This window comes from Frondihabitans peucedani (assembly GCF_039537585.1).
Taxonomy (GTDB): Bacteria; Actinomycetota; Actinomycetes; order Actinomycetales; family Microbacteriaceae; genus Frondihabitans; species Frondihabitans peucedani.
The window spans coordinates 2,230,796-2,249,892 of sequence record NZ_BAABAU010000001.1 but is presented as its reverse complement, the minus strand read 5'-3'; the positions used below and the strand labels follow the sequence as shown (position 1 = coordinate 2,249,892).

Sequence of the window (19,097 nt, the reverse complement as noted above, 5' to 3'; positions counted from 1 at the left end):
GGATCGGGAGGTGCGGCGGTGCGCGGGGTGCGGCGGTGCAGGAGCGGCGGGAGCCGCGCGGGGCGCCGCGATCGCTCGCGACGCCCCGCCGGTCTCACTTGGCGTTCAGCTGCTTCTCGGCCGCCGAGTCGAAGCTCTTCGCCGCCGCCTCCGGCGCCTTGGAGCCGGACGCGATGGCGCCGAAGAGCTGGTTGATGCTCTTGTCGCCCTCGAGGTTCGCCCAGTTGCCGCTGGCGGGCGTGGCCTTCGAGTTGAGCGCCGCGTTGAAGAAGCCCTTGTTGAGGTCGCTCAGCGACGAGTCGGCCGCCTTGATGCCCTCGGTGCTGTTGGGGATCCAGCCGTCGTTGCCGTAGACCCACTTCGACTGGATCGACGGGCTGGCCGCGATCTTGGCCCAGGCGAGCGCGAGATCGCTGTTCTTCGACTTGGCGGAGATGCCCCAGTCGGAGCCGCCCAGCATGACGGGCTGCGTCTTCCCGGACTTCCCCGGGAACGGGAAGCTGCCGAGGTCGGCGTCTTTCAGGGCCGGGTTGGCCTTCTGGATGAGTCCGATGGCGCCGTTCGTGTGCAGGATCGCGCTCGTCTTGCCGTCGGCGAAGATCTGGTCTTGATCGGGGCTGTCGGTGTCGAGGGTCCGCGACGCGGCCGACGAGTAGGTGTTCTGGAAGCTCGTGAAGTCGGCGAGGCCCTTCTGCGCCTTGCTCGAGGTGAAGCCGGCCTTCCAGGTGCTGCCGCTCGCCGTGGCGATAGACCCGCCCGCGTCCCAGACGAACTGCATGCCGGCGTACCAGTACTGGCCGGGCAGGTAGAAGGGCGAGAAGTCGGCGGTCGACTTGTTGGCGGCGGCGACCTTGTCGAGGTCGGCCGTGAGCTCGTCGTAGGTGGTGGGCGCGGTCGTGACGCCGGCCTTCGCCCACATCGTCTTGTTGTAGATGACCGCTCGGGCACCGGCGAAGCCGGGCAGGCCGTAGAGCTTCTCGTCGACGGTCGCGGGCTCGGAGAGGCCGGTCAGCCAGGTCTGGCCTTGAGCGAGGTCCTTCTTGTAGGGCGTCAGGTCGAGGAGCGCGCCGTTCGCGGCGTAGCTGGCGACCTGGGTGTTGCCGAGGTCGAGCACGTCGGGCGGCGTCGAGGTGGCGAGCGCCGTCGAGATCTTGGTGGTGATGCCGTCCCACTGCTGGATCTGGACGTCCACCTTCGCGCCGGTCTTCTTCGTGAACTCCTTGTTCACGGCGGCGATGGTGGCGGGGGTGTAGTCGCCCGTCATGACCCACACCTTGAGGGTCTTGCCCGAGCCCTTGACGTCCGGGACGCTCTTGACGCCACCGCCGCCCGCGCTGGTCGTCCCGCCGCTCGAGCACGCGCTGAGCGCCAGGACGGCGGCGAGGCCGAGGGCCCCGACGGTTGCGATCTTCGACTTTCGCACTTTGAACTCCTCGTGGTGGTGGTTGTCGTGGTGATGCGTGGTGGAGGGAGGGGACGGGGCAGGATCAGGAGACGCCGAGCTCGGCGCGGAGCACCAGCGATGCGCCGCCCAGGAAGACGAGGTCGGTGTCGCCGCGGGTCGTGCGGAGCGACAGGCCGCGGCCGACGACGGACAGCGTGCGAGCCCGGACGGTGGCGAGCGCGGCCTCGGCGAACGGGCCGTCGAGCAGCTCGGACGGCCCGGAGAGCACGACCTCGTTGAGGTTGAGCGCGCTGATGACGGGTGCGGTGACGACCCCGAGGGCGCGGCCGGCCGAGCGGAGGGCCGCGTCGCGCTCGCTCTCGGCGAGCCCCTCGATGCGGTCGCTCAGGTAGCGCGCGCCGATGACGACCTCGAGGCAGCCGCGGCGCCCGCAGGTGCAGAGGTCGCCGGTCTCGCCGTCGGAGTCGGTGTCGACGGTGACGTGGCCGATCTCGCCGGCGGAGAACTGCTCGCCCTCGACGAGCGACCCGCCGATGATGAGCCCAACGCCGACGCCGTGCTCGATGGTGATCACCATCAGGCTGAGGCCCGGGACGTCGCGGAACGTGTGCACCCCGAGGGCGGCGACGTTCGCGTCGTTGGCGACGCGGACCGGCACCTGGAAGTGCTTGCCGAGGCGCTCCTGGAGTGCCAGGTCGAACCACTCGAGGTGCAGGGCCTCGCGGACCACCCCCTGGTCGTCGACGATGCCGGGCGAGCCGACCCCGATGCCCAGGATGCGCCGGGTCGTCAGTGCCGACAGCCGCTCCCCCAGCCGGATCGCCCGGGCGATCGCGTCCTCTCGGACGGCGCCGTCGATCTCGATCTCGGCCCGCTCGACGATCTCGCCGCGGAGGTCGACGACGGCCCCGACGAAGCGGTCGGCGCTGGAGAGGTCGAGGACGATCATGTGGAACGCGTCGCGGTTGATCTCGACGAGGGTGGCCGGCTTGCCGACGCGCGTGTCTTCGCGCTGGCCGATCTCGGAGACGATGCCGTCGGCCTCGAGCTCACCGACGAGCACCGACACGGTGGGGCGGGTGAGACCCGACTGACGGGCGAGGTCGGCGCGGCTCATCGCGCCCTGGTGGAAGAGGGCCTGCAGGATGAGCGCGCGGTTGTGCACCCGGTTGTGCTGCGGGAGCGCCTTGGCCGAGACTCGGCGCCGGCGGGGCGCTGCCGCCTCCTGGGCCGTCGTCATCACGTCGTCCGACATGCTGGCTCACTCTCGTCTCGGTTCACGGGGCGGGACCCCTTCCGGGACCGCCGTGGTCTGGTTGTGTTAGTAAATTGCCCTTACAAACAAAAGTCAAGAGGCTTTCTGCTGCTTAATCCCGCCGAAACACACTCGCAATCTCGGCGATTCACGAGCACCCCGACCGTGCGCGACGCTTGCCCTGCTGCGGATTCGTAAGCTTTACTAACAAACATGGATCACGCAGGGAGCACCCGCCGGTGAGAGCCGGGCTCGATATCGGCGGCACCAAGATCGATGCTGCGGCTGTCGACGAGACCGGCCGCGTCGTGGAGATCCTGCGCGTCCCGACCGGGTTCGGCGAGCGGGCCGTGCTGGCCAGTGCGGCAGCGGCGGTGGAGGGCCTCCGCCGCCTGACCGGCGCGCCGGTCGACGCTGTCGGAGTCGGGATCCCCGGGCTCGTCGACCCCGCCACCGGCCGTGTCCGGCACGCCGTGAACCTCGGCTTCGCCGACACCGACTTCGGCGCGCGGCTCGAGGCCCTGACCGGCTCCCCCGTGACGGTCGAGAACGACGTCAACGCCGCCGCCCTCGGCGCGTACTCCCGGCTCGGGCTCGAGGGCCCGGTCGGCTACCTCAACCTCGGTACCGGCCTCGCCGCGGGCATCGTGCTCGACGGACGCCTGTGGCGCGGGTCGCGCGGCGTCTCCGGCGAGATCGGCCACCTGCCCGTCGACCCGCTCGGCGCCGTCTGCGCCTGCGGCCAGCGCGGCTGCCTCGAGACGACGGCCTCGGGCGGCGCCATCGCGCGCCTGTGGCCGAGCGAGCACGCGTACCCGGCCCAGGCCCTGTTCGCCGCGGCCGCCGCGGGCGATGCCGAGGCCGTCCGCGTCCGCGAAGTGGTGCTGGAGGGGGTCGCGGCCGCGGTGCGCATCCTGGTGCTCACCGTCGACGTCGAGTCGGTCGTGATCGGCGGCGGCCTCAGCCACGTCGGCGAGCCGCTGCTCGAGGGCGTGCGGCGGGTGCTCGACAGGTGGGCCGCGTCGTCGTCGTTCCTCGCCTCGCTCGATCTCGGGCGCAGGATCCGGCTGCTGCCCGAGGGGCTCCACGTCGCCGCCGTCGGTGCCGCCATGCTCGGCCGCCCCGCCGGCGTCCTGCACCCCTGACCCGGCTGCCGCTCCCCCGACCCCGCCTCTCGACCACGAGAATCGCCCCCGACCACGGATGAACGCGGTCGGGGGCGATGTCTGCGGTCGGAGCCGCAGCGCGGAGGCTAGAGCGAGGCCAGCGCCTCGTTCAGCGTGGCGGAGGGCCGCATGACGGCCGACGCCTTGGCGTCGTCGGGCCGGTAGTAGCCGCCGATGTCGACGGGGCTGCCCTGCACGCCGATGAGCTCGCCGTTGATCGTCTCCTCCTGGCCGCGGAGGGTCGAGGCGAGGCTGGCGAAGTCGGCCGCGAGGGCTGCGTCCTCCGTCTGTGCCGCGAGCTCCTCGGCCCAGAACAGCGCCAGGTAGAAGTGGCTGCCGCGGTTGTCGATCGAGCCGACCGAGCGGGCGGGCGACTTGTTCTCGTCGAGGAAGGTCGCCGTGGCGCGGTCGAGGGTGTCGGCCAGGATCTGCGCGCGGGCGTTCCCGGTCGAGCTCGCGAGGTGCTCGAAGCTGGCGGCCAGCGCGAGGAACTCGCCCAGGCTGTCCCAGCGGAGGTAGTCCTCCTTGACGAGCTGCGTGACGTGCTTCGGGGCGGAGCCGCCGGCGCCGGTCTCGAAGAGGCCGCCGCCGAAGAGCAGCGGGACGACCGACAGCATCTTGGCCGAGGTGCCGAGCTCCATGATCGGGAACAGGTCGGTCAGGTAGTCGCGGAGCACGTTGCCGGTCACCGAGATGGTGTCCTCGCCGCGGCGGATGCGCTCGAGCGAGAACGACATCGCCTCCACCGGCGAGAGGATCTCGATCTGCAGACCGTCGGTGTCGAGCTCCGCGAGGTACGTGTTCACGAGACCGGTCAGGACGGCGTCGTGGGCGCGGGCGGGGTCGAGCCAGAAGACGGCGGGGGCGCCGGTCGCGCGGGCGCGGGTGACGGCGAGGCCGACCCAGTCGCGGATGGCTGCGTCCTTGGTCTGGCACATGCGCCAGATGTCGCCCTCCTCGACGTCGTGCTCGAGGAGCGTGGCGCCGGAGGCGTCGAGCACCCGGATCGTGCCGGCGCCCGGCGCCTGGAAGGTCTTGTCGTGCGAGCCGTACTCCTCGGCCGCCATGGCCATGAGGCCGACGTTCGGCACCGAGCCGAGCGTGGTCGGGTCGAAGGCGCCGTGGGCGCGGCAGTCGTCGAGCACGGTCTGGTAGATGCCCGCGTAGCTGGAGTCGGGGATCACGGCGAGCGTGTCGTGCTCCTGGCCGTCGCGGCCCCACATGTGGCCGGACGAGCGGATCATCGCCGGCATCGACGCGTCGACGATGACGTCGCTCGGCACGTGCAGGTTGGTGATGCCGCGGTCGGAGTCGACCATCGCCATCTCGGGGCCGTTGTCGAGGCGGCCCTGGAAGGCGGCGCGGATGACGTCGCCGTTCGGCAGGGCGTCGAGACCGTCGAGGAGGGCGCCGAGGCCGTCGTTCGGGTTGAGGCCGGCCGCCTGGAGGTCGGCGCCGTGCTTCTCGAACGCCTCGGAGAAGTAGGCGCGGATCGCGTGGCCGAAGATGATCGGGTCGGAGACCTTCATCATCGTCGCCTTGAGGTGCACCGAGAAGAGCACGCCCTCGCTCTGCGCACGGGCGATCTGGGCGACGAAGAACTCGCGGAGCGGCTTCACGTGCATCACGGTCGCGTCGACGACCTCGCCGGCGCGCACCTTCACGGCGTCACGGAGGACCGTGGTGCTGCCGTCGGCTCCGGTGAACTCGATCGACACGGCACCCTCGTCGGGGACGATTGTCGAGGTCTCGTTCGAGCGGAAGTCGTCGACGCCCATGGTCGCGACGTTCGTCTTCGAGTCGCTCGACCAGGCGCCCATGCGGTGCGGGTGGTTGCGGACGTACTGCTTCACCGAGGCGGGGGCGCGGCGGTCGGAGTTGCCCTGGCGGAGCACCGGGTTGACCGCGGAACCCTTCACCCGGTCGTAGCGGGCACGGACGTCGCGCTCGTCGTCGGTCTGCGGCTCGTCGGGGTAGTCGGGGAGGTCGAAGCCCTGCGAGCGCAGCTCTGCGATCGCGGCCTTCAACTGCGGGACGGACGCCGAGATGTTCGGCAGCTTGATGATGTTCGCCTCGGGGGTGTCGGCGAGCTCCCCCAGCTCGGCGAGGGCGTCGGCCTCGAACTGCTCGTCGCTGAGCCGGTCGGGGAACTGGGCCAGGATGCGGGCGGCAAGCGAGATGTCGCGGGTCTCGACATCGACACCCGCCTTCGCGGCGTAGGCCTCGACGACCGGCAGGAACGAGTACGTCGCCAGTCGCGGTGCCTCATCGGTCAGGGTGTAGATGATCTTGCTCATTCGCGGGACGACTCCTTCGATCTTCGGACAGAATATGTCTCGATATCAAGATACTCTGCCCGAGCGGCCTGGTGCGCCTCCAGCCTAATGAGCCTCTGCCGCCCGACGTCTCACGGACGAGGCACCCTGCCGCGGCAGGGTGCTCAGTCCACGAGACGTGGGGCGGCAGGATCAGGCAGCGGTCTCCGGCGCGGAGGCCACTGCCCGCCCGGTGAGCCGCAGCGCGACGGAGTCGCCGAAGAGGTACTGCTGCTCGACCCCGTGCTGGACGGACACGATCGTGTCGTCGTCGAGCCGGACGGTGGTGCGGCGGAGCGAGCCGAGGAAGCTGGTCGACGCGACGGTCCCGTGGATGTCGCCAGGGCGGGCGTCGACGGCCGACACGAAGACGATGTCCTCGGGCCGGACGAACGCCTGCACCGGGCCGTCGGGGAGCGTGGGGTCGATCGACGGGAGCTGCGCCCCTCGGACCGTGACGGTGCCCGACCGGAGCTCGCCGCGCATCCTGTTGCTGACCCCGACGAAGTCGGCGACGAAGGCGGTCGCGGGGGTGAGGTAGAGCTCCTCGGGCGTGCCGATCTGCTCGATCTCGCCGGCGCGCATCACCGCTACTCGGTCGGCGACGGCGAGCGCCTCCTCCTGGTCGTGGGTGACGAAGAGGGTGGTGATGCCCAGCTCGGTCTGGATCCTGCGGATCTCCTCGCGGAGCGACACCCGCACCTTCGCGTCGAGCGCCGAGAGCGGCTCGTCGAGCAGGAGGACCCGGGGCCGGGTCACCAGGGCGCGGGCGAGGGCCACGCGCTGCTGCTGTCCACCGGAGAGCTGGTGCGCGTACCGGGCGGCGAGGTGGTCGAGGCTCACCATCTCGAGCGCCTCGACGGCGCGGAGCCTCCGGCTGGCGGCGTCGACGCGGCGCATCTGCAGCCCGAACTCGACGTTCTGCAGCACGGTCATGTGCGGGAACAGACTGTACTGCTGGAAGACCATGCCGATGTCGCGCCTGTTGACCGGCGTGGTGGCGACGTCGCGGCCGTCGATGCGGATCGATCCCGCATCGATCGACTCGAGGCCAGCGAGCGAGCGGAGGGCCGTCGTCTTGCCGCAGCCCGACGGGCCGAGCAGGGCGACGAACTCTCCGGGAGCGAGGGTGAGGCTCAGCTCGTTCAGCGCGCGGGAGCCCGAGTACTCCTTGACGACCGAGATCAGCTCGACGGTGGCTCCCTCGCCGAGGCGCTCGAGGGTGGGGGCGGGGCTGGTCGAGGTCATGCGGTCCTCCTGGAGGCGCGGGCGAGGCGGGCGGCGGCGCGGCGTTCGCGGTCGCCGGGGCGGATGGCTCCGAAGCGGCCGATGACGACGAGCAGGATGCCGGCGAAGATGAGCGCGGCGAGCGCGAAGATGGTGGCGACGTACGGGTCCTGCTGGCTGATGAGCAGCAGCGCCGTCTGGAACGTGGTCTGGCTGAGGAACGACGCGATCGTGTACTCGCCGAGCACCACCGCGACCGCGAGGAACACCGCCGAGATGACGCCGCGGCGCATGTTCGGCAGGATCACGCGCCAGATCACGACGGGCCAGCTGCCACCGAGCGACCGGGCGGCCTCGCTCAGCGTCACCAGGTCGAACGCCTGGATGTTCGTGGCGATCGGCCGGAACGCGTAGGGCAGGATGATGATCCCCACCGCGAAGGCCAGGGTCCAGGGGGCGCTGCCGAAGATCGCCGCGACGCGCTGGTACACCGGCACGAAGCCGACGACGAGCACGATGGTCGGGATGGTGATGGGCAGGATGCAGACGAACTCCAGCACGCGGCGGAGGCGCGGGTAGCGGAGCTCGACGAACAGCATCGTCGGCAGGAGGAGCAGCAGCACGATCGCGACGGTGATCACGCAGATGAGCAGCGAGTTCTGGATGCCCTGGAAGAGCGGCGTGTAGTCGACCCCGGCCGCAGCGTCGGGGTGCAGCACCGAGGCGTAGTGGGCGAAGCTGTAGACGCCCGGCTTGCCGCTCGTCCGCAGCGTGAACTCGAACATCGCGACGATCGGCACCAGGAAGACCAGGCCGACGAGCGTCAGGATCACGACGCGCGCGAGTCGCGAGTGCTCGGCGCCGACCCGGGGGGCGCGGCGGGCGCGGGGCGCGGGGGCGGCCGGCTCGGTGGTCGGCTCGACTGCGACGCTGGTCAGCGGGACGGCGCTCATCGCTGCCACCTCGCTGCCCGGCGCTGGAGGAGCGAGTAGAAGAACATGACGACGACCATGATCACGAGCATCCCGAGGGCGAGGACGCCGGCCGTGTTGGCGACGCCGAGGATCGTCTCGCTGGTGAGCTGCTGCTTGATCGTCAGCGGGACGATGCCGCCCTGACTGAGGAGCGCCGCGGCTGTCGCGAACGAGGAGAACGAGTTGGCGAACAGGAGCAGCAGGCTGCCGAAGAAGGCCGGGGCGAGGACGGGCATGGCGATCCTGATCCAGTACTGGCGGCGGGTGGCGCCGAGCGTCGCCGCGGCCTCGCCCCAGGTCGCCTTGAGGCCCTCCATGGCGGGCATGAACGTCAGGATCATGAGGGGGATCGAGAAGTAGGTGTAGGGGATGATCAGGCCGGGCACCTTGTAGAGCAGGGCGCCGTCGCTGTTGATGTCGAAGCCGAAGGTCGACTTCAGCCACAGGGTCACGAAGCCCTGGAACCCGATCGTGGCGATGAACGCGAAGGCGAGCATGACGCCGCCGAACTGCGCGAGCACCGACGACACCGCGTCGACGACCGTACGGAGGAAGCCCTCCGCCTTCGTGCCGAGCAGGGCGAAGCAGACCAGCGCCCCGATCACGGCGCCGAGCACCGCGCTGACGAGCGACACCAGGAGCGAGCCCTGGAACGCCTTCAGGATGGTCGGATCGGCGAAGGCCTGCAGGTTCTGGAACGTGAACGAGCCGCTGGCCGAGAAGAAGCCGCTGGCGACCGCGATGACCGCGGGGATGGCCAGGAAGAGCAGCACGTAGGCCGCGAAGGGCGTGAAGCCGAGCCACGCGACGCTCCGGCGCCGGGGCGAGGAGGCCCCGGTGCCGCGAGCGTCGCGCGGCGCGGTGGACGACGCGCTCGACCCCGCGGGGCGGGTCGGCGCCTCGAGGTCTTTCGCATCAGGGATCGATCGCGTCGTCATCGGACTAGTTGACCGCCTTGGCCCAGCCGGCCGTCAGGAGCGTCGCGGCCTTGGTGGCCTGGTCGCTGGTCAGCTGGACGAAGTCGGAGGGCGCTTCGCCGACCGTCTTCAGGGTGTCCTTCTCGACGGTGCCGGCCTTCTCCATGGCAGCGAGGGTCGCCGGGTAGGCGCCGGAGGCCAGGTAGAGGTTCTGCACGGCGGGCGTGTAGAGGTACTCCTCCCAGAGGCGGGCGGCCGCGGGGTGCGGGGCGTCCTTGTTGATGGCCTGGTTGTAGTAGCTGCCGAGCGCGGTGCCGGGGAGCACGACGGTCTTCCAGTTCGGGTTGCCGGCCGATCCTGCGGCGGGTCCCCAGGCGAGGTTGTTGTAGCTCCACTGGATGACGACGGGGGTCTCGCCGGAGTTGACGGTCGCCTGCGTGGGCAGCGTCGAGTTGAAGTTGCCCTTCGACTTCAGGTCCTTGAAGAAGTCGATGCCGGGCTGGATGTCGTCGGCCGAGCCGCCGTTGCCGAGGGCCGCGAGGTAGACGGCCGAGGCCGCCTCGTTCGCCTGCGTCGGGTCGCCCTTGATCGAGACCTTGTTCTTGTAGTCCGAGCCGAGGAGGTCCTTGACCGAGGTCGGCGCCGTCTTGATGACGCTGGAGTCGTAGCCGATCGACATGAGGCCGGTGTAGTCGTAGTACCAGGCGCCGTCGGCGTCCTTGAAGTCGGCGGGGATGTCCGACCAGTTCGAGACCTTGTACTTCGCCATCAGGTCGAGGTTGTCGTTCAGCACCGCGGTGCCGATGTCGAAGACGTCGGGAGCGGTCGACTGGCCCTTGAGCGACTTCGCCGCGGCGACCTCGTCGGCGCTGGAGCCGTTCGGATTGGCCGAGGTGATCTTGATCTTCGGGTACTTCTTCTCGAAGCCGGCGATGATCTTGCCGTAGTTGGCCCACGACGGCGGCAGGGTGATGACGTTGAGCGCGCCCTCGGCGTTGGCGGCCTTGACGAGGCCGTCCATGCCTCCGAGGTCTTTGGCGCTCGTCGCGGTCGCCGCGTTCGAGTTCGCCGAGCTGCCCGAGCCGGCTGTGCTGCTCGAGGAGCAGCCGGTGAGGGCGATGCCGACGGCGGCCGTGAAGGCCAGACCGGCGACGAGTCGGCGGACCGACTTCTTCGGGAGTGTCTGCACTGGGATGCGTCCTTCTGATCGCCGCCGGTGGTCCGTGGTGCCGGACGAGGGGAAGCCGCTGGCCGATCGGGGCAATGGTTGCCGTCCCCCGTTACGGGGACACGCTCGGTCGGTGAATGGTTCCCCAACTTCCGTTGACCAGTGGCTCTCGCGGCGGGCTCCGGCCTCTCCCGACCCGTGGAGCGCGCCTACTGTCGGAGGATGATCGAATTGGCAGTCTTTGACATGGCGGGCACCACCATCGACGACGGCGGCGCCGTCTACCGGGCCCTGGAGTCGGCCGTGGCGAGCACCGGCGCGACCGTCGACCCGGGCGACCTGCAGACCTGGATGGGCACCGACAAGGTGCAGGCGATCACCGCGCTCCTCGAGCTCGGCGGGGTCGCGCCGACCGACGAGCTGGTGACCGCGACCTTCGCCCGCTTCAAGAGCGAGCTCGCCGAGGCGTACCGGGCCACTCCCCCGTTCGCCTTCGACGGGGTCCCGGAGGCGATCGCGATCCTGCGCTCCCGCGGCATCCGGGTCGCGCTGACGACCGGCTTCGACCGCGACGTCACCGACGGCCTGCTGGCGTCGCTCGGCTGGACGGTGGCGCAGGATCCCGCCGGCGAGATCTCCGACACCGTCACCCTCGACGCCGTGGTCACCACCTCCGACGTCCGCGCCGGACGCCCTGCGCCGTACATGATCCACCACGCCATGGAGCTCACCGGCGTCCACGACGTGAGGGCCGTGCTCGCCGCCGGCGACACCCTCGTCGACCTCGAGGCCGCGCGCAATGCGGGGGCCGTCGCGGTCGGCGTCCTCACCGGGGCGCTCTCGCGCGAGGCCCTCGAGCGCGGCCCGTCCGACCACATCGTCGACGGCGTCGCGGTCGTCCCCGACCTCGCCGAGACCCGCGGCTAAGCGAGCTTCGCCCGCAGCGTCACCACCTCGAACGGCCGGAGCGTCAGCCCGATCTCGTCGCCCGAGGCCCAGCGGGAGCGGTCGAGATCCCGCTCGAGGAGGTCGGTCAGCCAGGCTCCCTCGAGGGCCGCGTCGAACGCGATCGTCGTCGTCGCCCGGCCGCCCTGCGCCTCGTAGAGGCGCACGATGACGTCGCCGGAGCGGTCTTCGGCGAGCTTGACGGCCTCGACGAAGACCGACGGCGACGACACGGTCACGAGCGGCGCGACATCCTGCCCGGACGCCGCCTCCACCGTGCGCGCCGGCAGGTTGAGCCGGTAGCCGTCAGCTGCCGCGTCGAGCACGCCGGGCGCTGCGCCGAGGGTGGTCTGCAGCACGTGGACGCCCTGGTCGGCCGACGGATCGGGGAACCGCGGCGCCCGCAGCAGCGACTCGCGCACCAGCGTGGTGGTTCCGCCATCGTCGCGCGTCGAGCGCGTGATGTCGTGCCCGTAGGTCGACCCGTTGGCCACCGCGACCCCGAAGCCGGGCTCGCCGACGTGCACCCAGCGGTGCGCGATGGTCTCGAACCGGGCGTAGTCCCACGACGTGTTCACGTAGGTCGGCCTCGTGACGTGCCCGAACTGGATCTCGGACGACGCCTGGTCGGCGCGGAGGTCGAGCGGGAACGCCAGCTTCAGCAGCTTCTCGCTCTCGTGCCAGTCGATCTCCGTCTCGATCCGGAGGGCGCTCGCCGCGGCCTCGAGGCGGTAGCGCTGCACGAAGCGCGACGCCCCGTGCTCGTGCACGACCTCGAGGGCGGGGCCTCTCTCCGAGTCGGCGACCGTCACCGACACCGGCGACCGCAGCTCGGTGCGGTTGTGCCGGTAGTGGACGTCGATGTCCCAGGCGTCCCACTGGTTCGGGGTGTCGCGGAAGATCTGCAGGACCGCGGCGGTCTCGCCGGGCGCGATCAGCTCCCGGCCGGACGCCAGGTCGACGAACGAGACCAGCTGGCCCGCCGCGTCGAAGCGCACCGAGACCAGCCCGTTGGCCAGGACGAACCCGTCGCCGTCGGCCCGGGGTGCGACCGGCTCGGGCGGGGCGACCGCGGCGGCGCCGAGCGCGGGGACCCCGGCCGAGGCGACCGGGGCGGCGTTGAAGACGAGGGCCGCGGTGCCGGTGCCGGCGAGCGCGCGCTGGGCTCGTGCGATGAGCGCTTCGAGCTCCCCCGCGATCCTGCGGTAGTTCTCCTCGGCCTGCTGGTGCACCCAGGCGATCGACGAGCCGGGCAGGATGTCGTGGAACTGCTGGAGCAGGACCGTCTGCCAGATCGACTCGAGCGCGTCGTACGGGTAGTCGAGGAGGCCGCGGGCTGCCGCGGTGGCGCTCCACAGCTCGGCCTCCCGCAGCAGGTGCTCGCTGGTGCGGTTGCCCTGCTTCGTGTTCGCCTGCGACGTGTAGGTGCCGCGGTGGAGCTCGAGGTACATCTCGCCCGACCACACCGACGGCTGCGGGAGCGTCGCCCGCGCCTCGTCGAAGAACTCCTTCGGGGAGCCGATCGTGACCCGCGGAGACCCCTCGAGGTCGCGGGTGCGCTTCGCCGCCGCGAGCATCTCGCGGGTGGGACCGCCGCCGCCGTCGCCCCAGCCGAACAGGGCGAGCGAGATGTTCGAGGCGCCCTTCTCGGCGTACTGCCGCTGCGCCCTCGCGAGGTCGGCGGCGCCGAGGTCGGAGTTGTAGGTGTCGCTCGGCGGGAAGTGCGTGAAGACGCGGGTCCCGTCGATGCCCTCCCAGAGGAAGGTGTGGTGCGGCATCCGGTTGGTGTCGTTCCACGAGATCTTCTGGGTGAGGAACGAGTCCGATCCTGCCGCCTTCACGATCTGCGGCATCGCCGCGGTGTAGCCGAACGAGTCGGGCAGCCAGACCTCCTTGGGCTCGTAGCCGAACTCGCGGAGGAAGAACTGCTTGCCGTGGATCAGCTGCCGGGCCAGCGCCTCGCCGCCCGGCATGTTCGTGTCGCTCTCGACCCACATGCCGCCGACCGGCACGAAGCGGCCCTCGGCGACCCGCTCGCGGATGCGCTCGAAGAGCTCCGGGTAGTACTCGCGCATCCACCAGAACTGCTGCGCGCTCGAGCAGGCGAAGACGAAGTCGGGATCGGTCTCCATGAGCTGGAGCACGTTCGAGAAGGTGCGCGCGCACTTCCGGATCGTCTCGCGGACCGGCCACAGCCAGGCCGAGTCGATGTGCGCGTGCCCGACGGCCGTGACCCGGTGGGCGCTGGCGTAGGCGGGGCTCGCGAGCACCCCGGCGAGCGCCTCGCGACCGAGGTGCGCGGTGCCAGCGACATCGTCGGGATCGACCACGTCGCACATCCGCTCCAGGGCGCGCAGGATCTCGGCCCGCCGCGGCAGCGAGGGATCGAGCTCGCGCATCAGCCCCACCAGGGTCCAGGTGTCGCGCTCGAGCTCGTACACGTCGAGGTCGCGCTCGACGAGGTCGATCCTGCGGAGGCTGTAGATCGGCTCGTCGCCGGCGGTCGCCGGGTCGCCGAGCGGGGTCGGGATGTAGAAGAAGTTGCCGCCGATGTCGGGGTTCGACGCGGCCTCGACGTAGACGTCGATCGTGTCGCCGGGGGCGACGTAGAGGGGCACGTACCCGTTGAACGGCTCGAGCGCCTTGGCGATGCTCCCGTCGGGCCGGTAGACGAGCCCCTCGGCCTGGAAGCCGGCCTGGCGGGTGCTGAACCCGAGGTCGATCAGGAGCTCGAGGGCCGTGCCGTCGCCGCCCCACCCCTCGGGGACGACTCCCGTGACGTGGAACCAGGTGGTGCCCCAGGGCCGGCTCCAGGGCGAGCCCACCTCGAAGGGCGTGAAGTCCTGGGAGACCGCGTCGCGGAACGGGACCGGCTCGCCCGGCACCTCCCACGCCTCGATCGTGAGCGGCAGGGCCCTGCGGTAGATCGCCGGGGTGAGGCGTTCGAGGACGAAGCGGTCGATGCGGACCTCGACCGAGGCGCTGTTGTCGTGCATGGTTCTCCTCCTGGAGACTGCCGTGTGCTCATCGCACGCTACGCCACTGCCTCCCGCGGCCCGCGCACGCTACCCTTACCGACATGAACGACCTGCGCCTCGAAGAGCTCTCGGCCACGACCATCGTGGCCGCCAACTCCCTCACGTTGAAGCCCGGTCAAGAGCAGTACGTCGAACCGGTGTCGCACTCGATCGCCGAGGCCTACGTCAATCCGGCGAGCGCCTGGCCCCGCGTCGTCCTCGAGGGCGACGAGGTCGTCGGCTTCATCATGGGCAACTTCGACCCCGACAACGACCACGAAGAGCTGCGGAGCGCGATCCTGCGCATCAACGTCTCGGCGGACGCGCAGGGGCACGGCGTCGGGCGCTTCGCCGTCCACGCCCTCGCCGCCGAGGCGCGCAACCGCGGCTTCGAGCGCCTCACCGTGGCCTACGAGCCCGGCGAGGGCGGCCCGGAGGCGTTCTTCAAGCGCATCGGCTTCGAGGTCATCGGCGAGACCCCCTACGGCGAGCACCTCGCCGCCCTGTCGATCGACTCCGCGCTCGACGGTGGCGACGAGTAGCGACCCCCAGGCCGACATCGACCCCGACGACTGGTTCTCGCGGGTCGAGGCCGTCGTCGAATCGATCCCGCCTGGTCGCGTGATGACGTACGGCGGCGTCGCGGCAGCACTCGGCTCGCGCTCTTCCCGGGGCGTCGGGCGCGTGATGGCCCACGCCGGTGCGGGGCTGCCCTGGTGGCGGGTCGTCCGGGCCTCCGGGCACGCGCCCTCGGGGCACGAGCAGCGCGCCCTCGAGGAGTACCGCGTCGAGGGCACGCCGCTGAGGTGGTCGCGGGCCGGCGCGTTCCGCGTCGACCTGGAGGCCGCCGTCTGGCGCGGCTGACCGCCGCCCGCTCGCCCGCCCGCCGCCGCTCACTCGCTCGCCCGCTCTCCCGACCGCCGCTCGCTCGCCCGCCCGCCCGCGTCGCCCTCTGCCGCCCGACGTCTGGCGGACATCCCACCCTGCCGCGGCAGGGTGATCAGTCCGCCAGACGTTGCGCGGCGAACCCGCTACACCAGCGAGTCGCGCCACGCAGCGTGCAGCTGCGCGAACCTCCCGGTGCCCGAGATGAGGTCGTCGGGGGTGCCGTCTTCGACGACGCGGCCGTACTCCATGACGAGCACCCGGTCGGCGATGGCCACCGTCGACAGGCGGTGCGCGATGATCAGCGCGGTCCGGTCCGACAGCAGCGTCTGCAGCGCCTCCTGCACCAGACGCTCCGACGGGATGTCGAGCGACGCCGTGGCCTCGTCGAGGATCAGGACCGCAGGATCCGCGATGAACGCCCGTGCGAACGACAGCAGCTGCCGCTGCCCGGCCGACACGCGCCCGCCGCGCTTGTTCACGTCGGTGTCGTAGCCGTCCGGGAGCGCCATGACGAACTCGTGCGCGCCGACCGCTCGGGCGGCCCGCTCGATCTCCTCGCGGGTGGCGTCCGGCTTGCCGAGCGCGATGTTGTCCGCGACCGAGCCCGAGAACAGGTACGCCTCCTGGGTGACCATGACGATCGCCCGGCGGAGGTCCTTCGGATGCAGGTCGCGGAGGTCGACGCCGTCGAGCCGGATGCTGCCCCGCGTCGGGTCGTAGAACCGCGCGATCAGCTTCGCGAGCGTCGACTTGCCGGCACCCGTCGAGCCGACGAGGGCGATCGTCTGTCCGGCCGGCACGTGCAGATCGAACTCCGGCAGCACGATCGCGTCGCTGTTGTAGGCGAACTCGACGTCGTCGAAGTCGATGGCGCCCTTCGCGTGCCAGAGGTCGGTCGGGCGCACCGGATCGGGCACGCTCGGCTGCTCCTCGAGCACGCCCGAGATCTTCTCGAGCGCAGCCGACGCCGACTGGTACCCGTTGTAGAACATCGCGAGCTCCTCCGCAGGATCGAAGAAGCGCTTGGCGTAGAGGGCGACCGCGAGCAGCGCGCCGATCTCGAGCGATCCGTCGATGACCCGGAATCCGCCGAAGAGCACCACGGCCGCGAGGGTCGCGTTGCCGATCAGGACGAGGGCGGGATCGAAGGTCCCGAAGAGCTGGAACACCTTCGAGTTCGCGGTCCGGTAGTCCTCGACGTAGCCGCCGTACTCCTTCTCGTTGCGCTTCTCCTTGCGGAACGCCTGGACGGCCCGGATGCCGGTCATCGTCTCGACGAAGTGCACGATCACGCGGGCGCTCGTCACGCGCGTCGAGCGGAACAGCTTCTGCGAGCGCACCTGGAACCATCGCGTCAGGCAGAACAGCGGGATCAGCGCCACCCCGAGGATGAGCCCGGAGGGCGCGTCGAGGCTGACCAGCGCGATGGCGGTGAACACCATGTACAGCAGCCCCTGGACGAGCTGGTTGATCCCGGAGTCGAAGAGCTCGCGGATCGAGTCGAGGTCGCTCGTCTGCCGCGAGATGATCCTGCCCGAGGTGTAGCTCTCGTGGAACTCGAGGCTCAGCCGCTGCGTGTGGAGGAACAGCCTCTTGCGGAGGTCGATGAGCACGCTCTGGCTCACGCGGGCGAACTGCACCGTGTACTGCGCCATCAGGACGGCGCCGATGATGCCGGTGCCGAGGTACAGGCCGACGACCACGAACGCCGGCATCCAGTCGTTCTGCTTCACGAGCGCGGGCAGCGCGTTGTCGATGCCGTACGCGATCAGCGTCGGCCCGGCCACCTGCGCGGCGGTCGAGACGACGACCACGACGGCCGTGATGATGAGGCGCGTGCGGAGCGGCGCGAGGAGCGAGGCGAGCAGGATCCGCGAGCGCTCTCGCAGCGTCCGGCTCTCAGCGCGCGTGAAGTTGTCGCGCTCCTCGCCCCGGACTCCCTGGGTGGTGGCGGTGCTCATGCGAGCACCTCCTCTCGGGTGTTCTCGTCGTCGTCGTCGAGCGACGAGATGACGTAGCGGTAGTGATCGTTGGTCGCGATGAGGTCGGAGTGCCGACCCACCGCGGTGACGCGCCCGTTCTCGAGGAGCGCCACGCGGTCGGCGAGGTTCACCGTGGAGGGGCGGTGCGCGACGATGAGCGACGTCGTCGAGGCGAGCACCCGGCGGAGCCCTGCCTCGACGCGGGCCTCGGTGTCGACGTCGAGCGCCGACAGCGGATCGTCGAGCACCAGGATCGCCGGTCGGGCAGCGATCGCCCTCGCCAACGCGAGCCGTTGTCGCTGGCCGCCGGAGAGGCTGAGGCCCTCCTCGCCGACCTTCGTGTCGACCCCCTCGGGCAGCAGCTCGACGAAGTCGGCCTGGGCGATGTCGAGAGCCTCGCGCATCACCCGGTCGGCCTCGTCGCCCGACAGGTCGGGGCGCCCGAGCAGGACGTTGTCGCGGACGGACGCGCTGAACAGCGTGGCGTCCTCGAAGGCCATGCCCACGTGCCGGCGGAGCTCCTCCCGGGTGAGGTCGCGCACGTCGACGCCGTCGATCAGGACCTCGCCGCCGGTGACGTCGTACAGGCGCGGCACGAGCGCCAGCAGGGTGGTCTTCCCGGAGCCGGTGAGCCCGACGAGGGCCATCGTCTCGCCCGGTTCGAGCACGAGGTCGACCCCGTCGACCAGGTCGGCGAACTGTGCCGGGGAGTCCTGGTAGCGGAAGTGCGTCGCCCGGAACTCGAGCCGACCGTGCGGTTCGGTGATCGTCTTCGGGTTCTCGGGGTCGGTGACGGTGTTGACGCTGTCGAGCACCTCGAAGTAGCGGTCGACGGCCGTGCGGGTGTCGAAGGTCATCGACATCAGGAAGCCGATCGACTCCACCGGGAAGCGCAGGACCGTGGCCGTGGCGAAGAACGCGAACAGCTCGCCGACGCTCAGCTGCCCGACCGAGGCCAGGTAGATGCCGCCGAGGAGGCACAGGGCGAACGCGACGTCGGGCACGAGCAGCAGCCACAGCCAGAGCTGGGCGATGGCCTTTGCCTTCTCGATCTCGGTGCCGCGGAGGTCCTCGGCCCGCTTCGCGAAGTCGCGGAGAGAGTGCTTGCCCCGGCCGAACGCCTTGAGCACGCGGATGCCGTGGACCGACTCCTCGACGCTCGTCGCCAGGTCGCCGACCTGGTCCTGGCTGCGACGGGCGATGGTCGAGTAGCGGTTCTCGAACCGGAGCCCGACGACCCAGATCGGGATCGACGCGACCAGGAAGATCAGCCCGAGCACCCAGCTGTAGAAGAACAGCACGACGAACCCGATCGCGATGGTCAGGAAGTTGACGACGAGCAGGACGATGCCGAACGCCAGCCAGCGCCGGATCAGGCTCAGGTCGCTCACGGAGCGGCTGAGCAGCTGCCCGCTCTGCCAGCGGTCGTGGAACGCGACCGGCAGGTCTTGGAGCTTCGCGTACAGGCCGTTGCGCATGCTGGCCTCGACGTGGGTCGACGGCGTGAGCACGAGCCAGCGGCGGGCCATGATCAGGATCGCCTCGGCCACGCCGAGCCCGGCCACGACGAAGAAGGCCGGCCAGACCTGCCGCGAGTCGCCGCTCGACAGCGGCCCGTCGACGAGCTGCTGCAGCACGAACGGGATCAGGAGTGCGACGACCGAGGCGAGGAGCGCGGCCACCATGCCCAGGATGATCCTGGGCAGGGCCGGTCTCACGTACGGCAGGAGCCGGAGGAGTGTGCGGAGAGTGGACAGCCGCTCGCCGTCGCCCTTCTGGGGCGTGGCGGGCGACGGGGGATGCTGAGGCATGGGGTATCCGAGTCGTCGTGATGCGGG

At 70.6% G+C, this 19,097-nt stretch carries 14 protein-coding genes; 4 read left to right on the top strand and 10 right to left on the bottom strand.

Translation table 11 applies throughout. The features are described 5' to 3' along the window. Window positions 1-94: 94 nt before the first annotated feature. Both ABD733_RS10530 and ABD733_RS10525 read right to left on the bottom strand, forming a co-directional pair. Window positions 95-1,423, bottom strand: a complete 1,329-nt coding sequence (locus ABD733_RS10530; protein WP_344795761.1) for an extracellular solute-binding protein — start codon at window positions 1,421-1,423, stop codon at window positions 95-97. Window positions 1,424-1,487: 64 nt separating this feature from the next. Next, window positions 1,488-2,660, bottom strand: coding sequence for an ROK family transcriptional regulator (locus ABD733_RS10525; RefSeq protein ID WP_344795759.1), 1,173 nt, complete (start codon window positions 2,658-2,660; stop codon window positions 1,488-1,490). 239 nt (window positions 2,661-2,899) lie between these two features. Here ABD733_RS10525 and ABD733_RS10520 point away from each other — a divergent pair, with 239 nt between their 5' ends. Next, the gene (locus ABD733_RS10520) at window positions 2,900-3,805 is read left to right on the top strand and encodes an ROK family protein (RefSeq protein WP_344795757.1); all 906 of its coding nucleotides are present in this window, start codon (window positions 2,900-2,902) and stop codon (window positions 3,803-3,805) included. Between the two features lie 107 nt (window positions 3,806-3,912). Here the strand turns inward: ABD733_RS10520 and ABD733_RS10515 are convergent, their stop codons facing one another. The 5 genes from ABD733_RS10515 to ABD733_RS10495 all read right to left on the bottom strand — a co-directional run bounded on the left by ABD733_RS10515 (window position 3,913) and on the right by ABD733_RS10495 (window position 10,448). Then, window positions 3,913-6,123: an NADP-dependent isocitrate dehydrogenase gene (locus ABD733_RS10515; RefSeq protein ID WP_344795755.1), complete on the bottom strand. Its 2,211-nt coding sequence runs from the start codon at window positions 6,121-6,123 to the stop codon at window positions 3,913-3,915. Window positions 6,124-6,294: 171 nt separating this feature from the next. After that, window positions 6,295-7,389 carry an ABC transporter ATP-binding protein gene (locus tag ABD733_RS10510; protein WP_344795753.1) on the bottom strand — a complete coding sequence of 365 codons (1,095 nt, stop codon included), beginning with the start codon at window positions 7,387-7,389 and terminating at the stop codon, window positions 6,295-6,297. Continuing rightward, window positions 7,386-8,321 carry an ABC transporter permease gene (locus ABD733_RS10505; protein WP_344795751.1) on the bottom strand — a complete coding sequence of 312 codons (936 nt, stop codon included), beginning with the start codon at window positions 8,319-8,321 and terminating at the stop codon, window positions 7,386-7,388. The genes ABD733_RS10510 and ABD733_RS10505 overlap by 4 nt, the downstream gene beginning before the upstream one ends. Beyond that, window positions 8,318-9,280: an ABC transporter permease gene (locus tag ABD733_RS10500; RefSeq protein WP_344795749.1), complete on the bottom strand. Its 963-nt coding sequence runs from the start codon at window positions 9,278-9,280 to the stop codon at window positions 8,318-8,320. Before ABD733_RS10500 ends, ABD733_RS10505 begins: the two co-directional genes overlap by 4 nt. A 4-nt stretch (window positions 9,281-9,284) precedes the next feature. Next, the gene (locus ABD733_RS10495) at window positions 9,285-10,448 is read right to left on the bottom strand and encodes an ABC transporter substrate-binding protein (RefSeq protein WP_344795747.1); all 1,164 of its coding nucleotides are present in this window, start codon (window positions 10,446-10,448) and stop codon (window positions 9,285-9,287) included. A 201-nt stretch (window positions 10,449-10,649) separates the two neighbouring features. On the opposite strand from ABD733_RS10495, the gene ABD733_RS10490 reads away from it, so the two are divergent. Then, window positions 10,650-11,354 carry a phosphonatase-like hydrolase gene (locus ABD733_RS10490; protein ID WP_344795746.1) on the top strand — a complete coding sequence of 235 codons (705 nt, stop codon included), beginning with the start codon at window positions 10,650-10,652 and terminating at the stop codon, window positions 11,352-11,354. On the opposite strand, the gene ABD733_RS10485 is transcribed toward ABD733_RS10490, so the two are convergent. Then, window positions 11,351-14,368, bottom strand: a complete 3,018-nt coding sequence (locus ABD733_RS10485) for an alpha-mannosidase (RefSeq protein WP_344795744.1) — start codon at window positions 14,366-14,368, stop codon at window positions 11,351-11,353. The genes ABD733_RS10490 and ABD733_RS10485 overlap by 4 nt on opposite strands. Window positions 14,369-14,451: 83 nt before the next feature. On the opposite strand from ABD733_RS10485, the gene ABD733_RS10480 reads away from it, so the two are divergent. Next, window positions 14,452-14,931 (top strand): GNAT family N-acetyltransferase, encoded by a 480-nt coding sequence (locus ABD733_RS10480; RefSeq protein WP_344795742.1) that lies wholly within the window; start codon window positions 14,452-14,454, stop codon window positions 14,929-14,931. Then, entirely contained in the window at window positions 14,918-15,253 is a 336-nt protein-coding gene (locus ABD733_RS10475; RefSeq protein ID WP_344795740.1) for an MGMT family protein, read from the top strand. Before ABD733_RS10480 ends, ABD733_RS10475 begins: the two co-directional genes overlap by 14 nt. Before the next feature lie 167 nt (window positions 15,254-15,420). Here the strand turns inward: ABD733_RS10475 and ABD733_RS10470 are convergent, their stop codons facing one another. After that, entirely contained in the window at window positions 15,421-17,238 is a 1,818-nt protein-coding gene (locus ABD733_RS10470) for an ABC transporter ATP-binding protein (protein WP_344795738.1), read from the bottom strand. Beyond that, window positions 17,235-19,070: an ABC transporter ATP-binding protein gene (locus ABD733_RS10465; protein ID WP_344795736.1), complete on the bottom strand. Its 1,836-nt coding sequence runs from the start codon at window positions 19,068-19,070 to the stop codon at window positions 17,235-17,237. The genes ABD733_RS10470 and ABD733_RS10465 overlap by 4 nt, the downstream gene beginning before the upstream one ends. Between the last annotated feature and the right edge of the window lie 27 nt (window positions 19,071-19,097).

Coding starts and splice junctions, on each gene's coding strand:
- ABD733_RS10525 (WP_344795759.1), bottom strand. CDS start 2,660: ATGTCGGACGACGTGATGACGACGGCCCAGGAGGCGGCAGCGCCCCGC.
- ABD733_RS10515 (WP_344795755.1), bottom strand. CDS start 6,123: ATGAGCAAGATCATCTACACCCTGACCGATGAGGCACCGCGACTGGCG.
- ABD733_RS10510 (WP_344795753.1), bottom strand. CDS start 7,389: ATGACCTCGACCAGCCCCGCCCCCACCCTCGAGCGCCTCGGCGAGGGA.
- ABD733_RS10505 (WP_344795751.1), bottom strand. CDS start 8,321: ATGAGCGCCGTCCCGCTGACCAGCGTCGCAGTCGAGCCGACCACCGAG.
- ABD733_RS10500 (WP_344795749.1), bottom strand. CDS start 9,280: ATGACGACGCGATCGATCCCTGATGCGAAAGACCTCGAGGCGCCGACC.
- ABD733_RS10490 (WP_344795746.1), top strand. CDS start 10,650: ATGATCGAATTGGCAGTCTTTGACATGGCGGGCACCACCATCGACGAC.
- ABD733_RS10485 (WP_344795744.1), bottom strand. CDS start 14,368: ATGCACGACAACAGCGCCTCGGTCGAGGTCCGCATCGACCGCTTCGTC.
- ABD733_RS10480 (WP_344795742.1), top strand. CDS start 14,452: ATGAACGACCTGCGCCTCGAAGAGCTCTCGGCCACGACCATCGTGGCC.
- ABD733_RS10470 (WP_344795738.1), bottom strand. CDS start 17,238: ATGAGCACCGCCACCACCCAGGGAGTCCGGGGCGAGGAGCGCGACAAC.
- ABD733_RS10465 (WP_344795736.1), bottom strand. CDS start 19,070: ATGCCTCAGCATCCCCCGTCGCCCGCCACGCCCCAGAAGGGCGACGGC.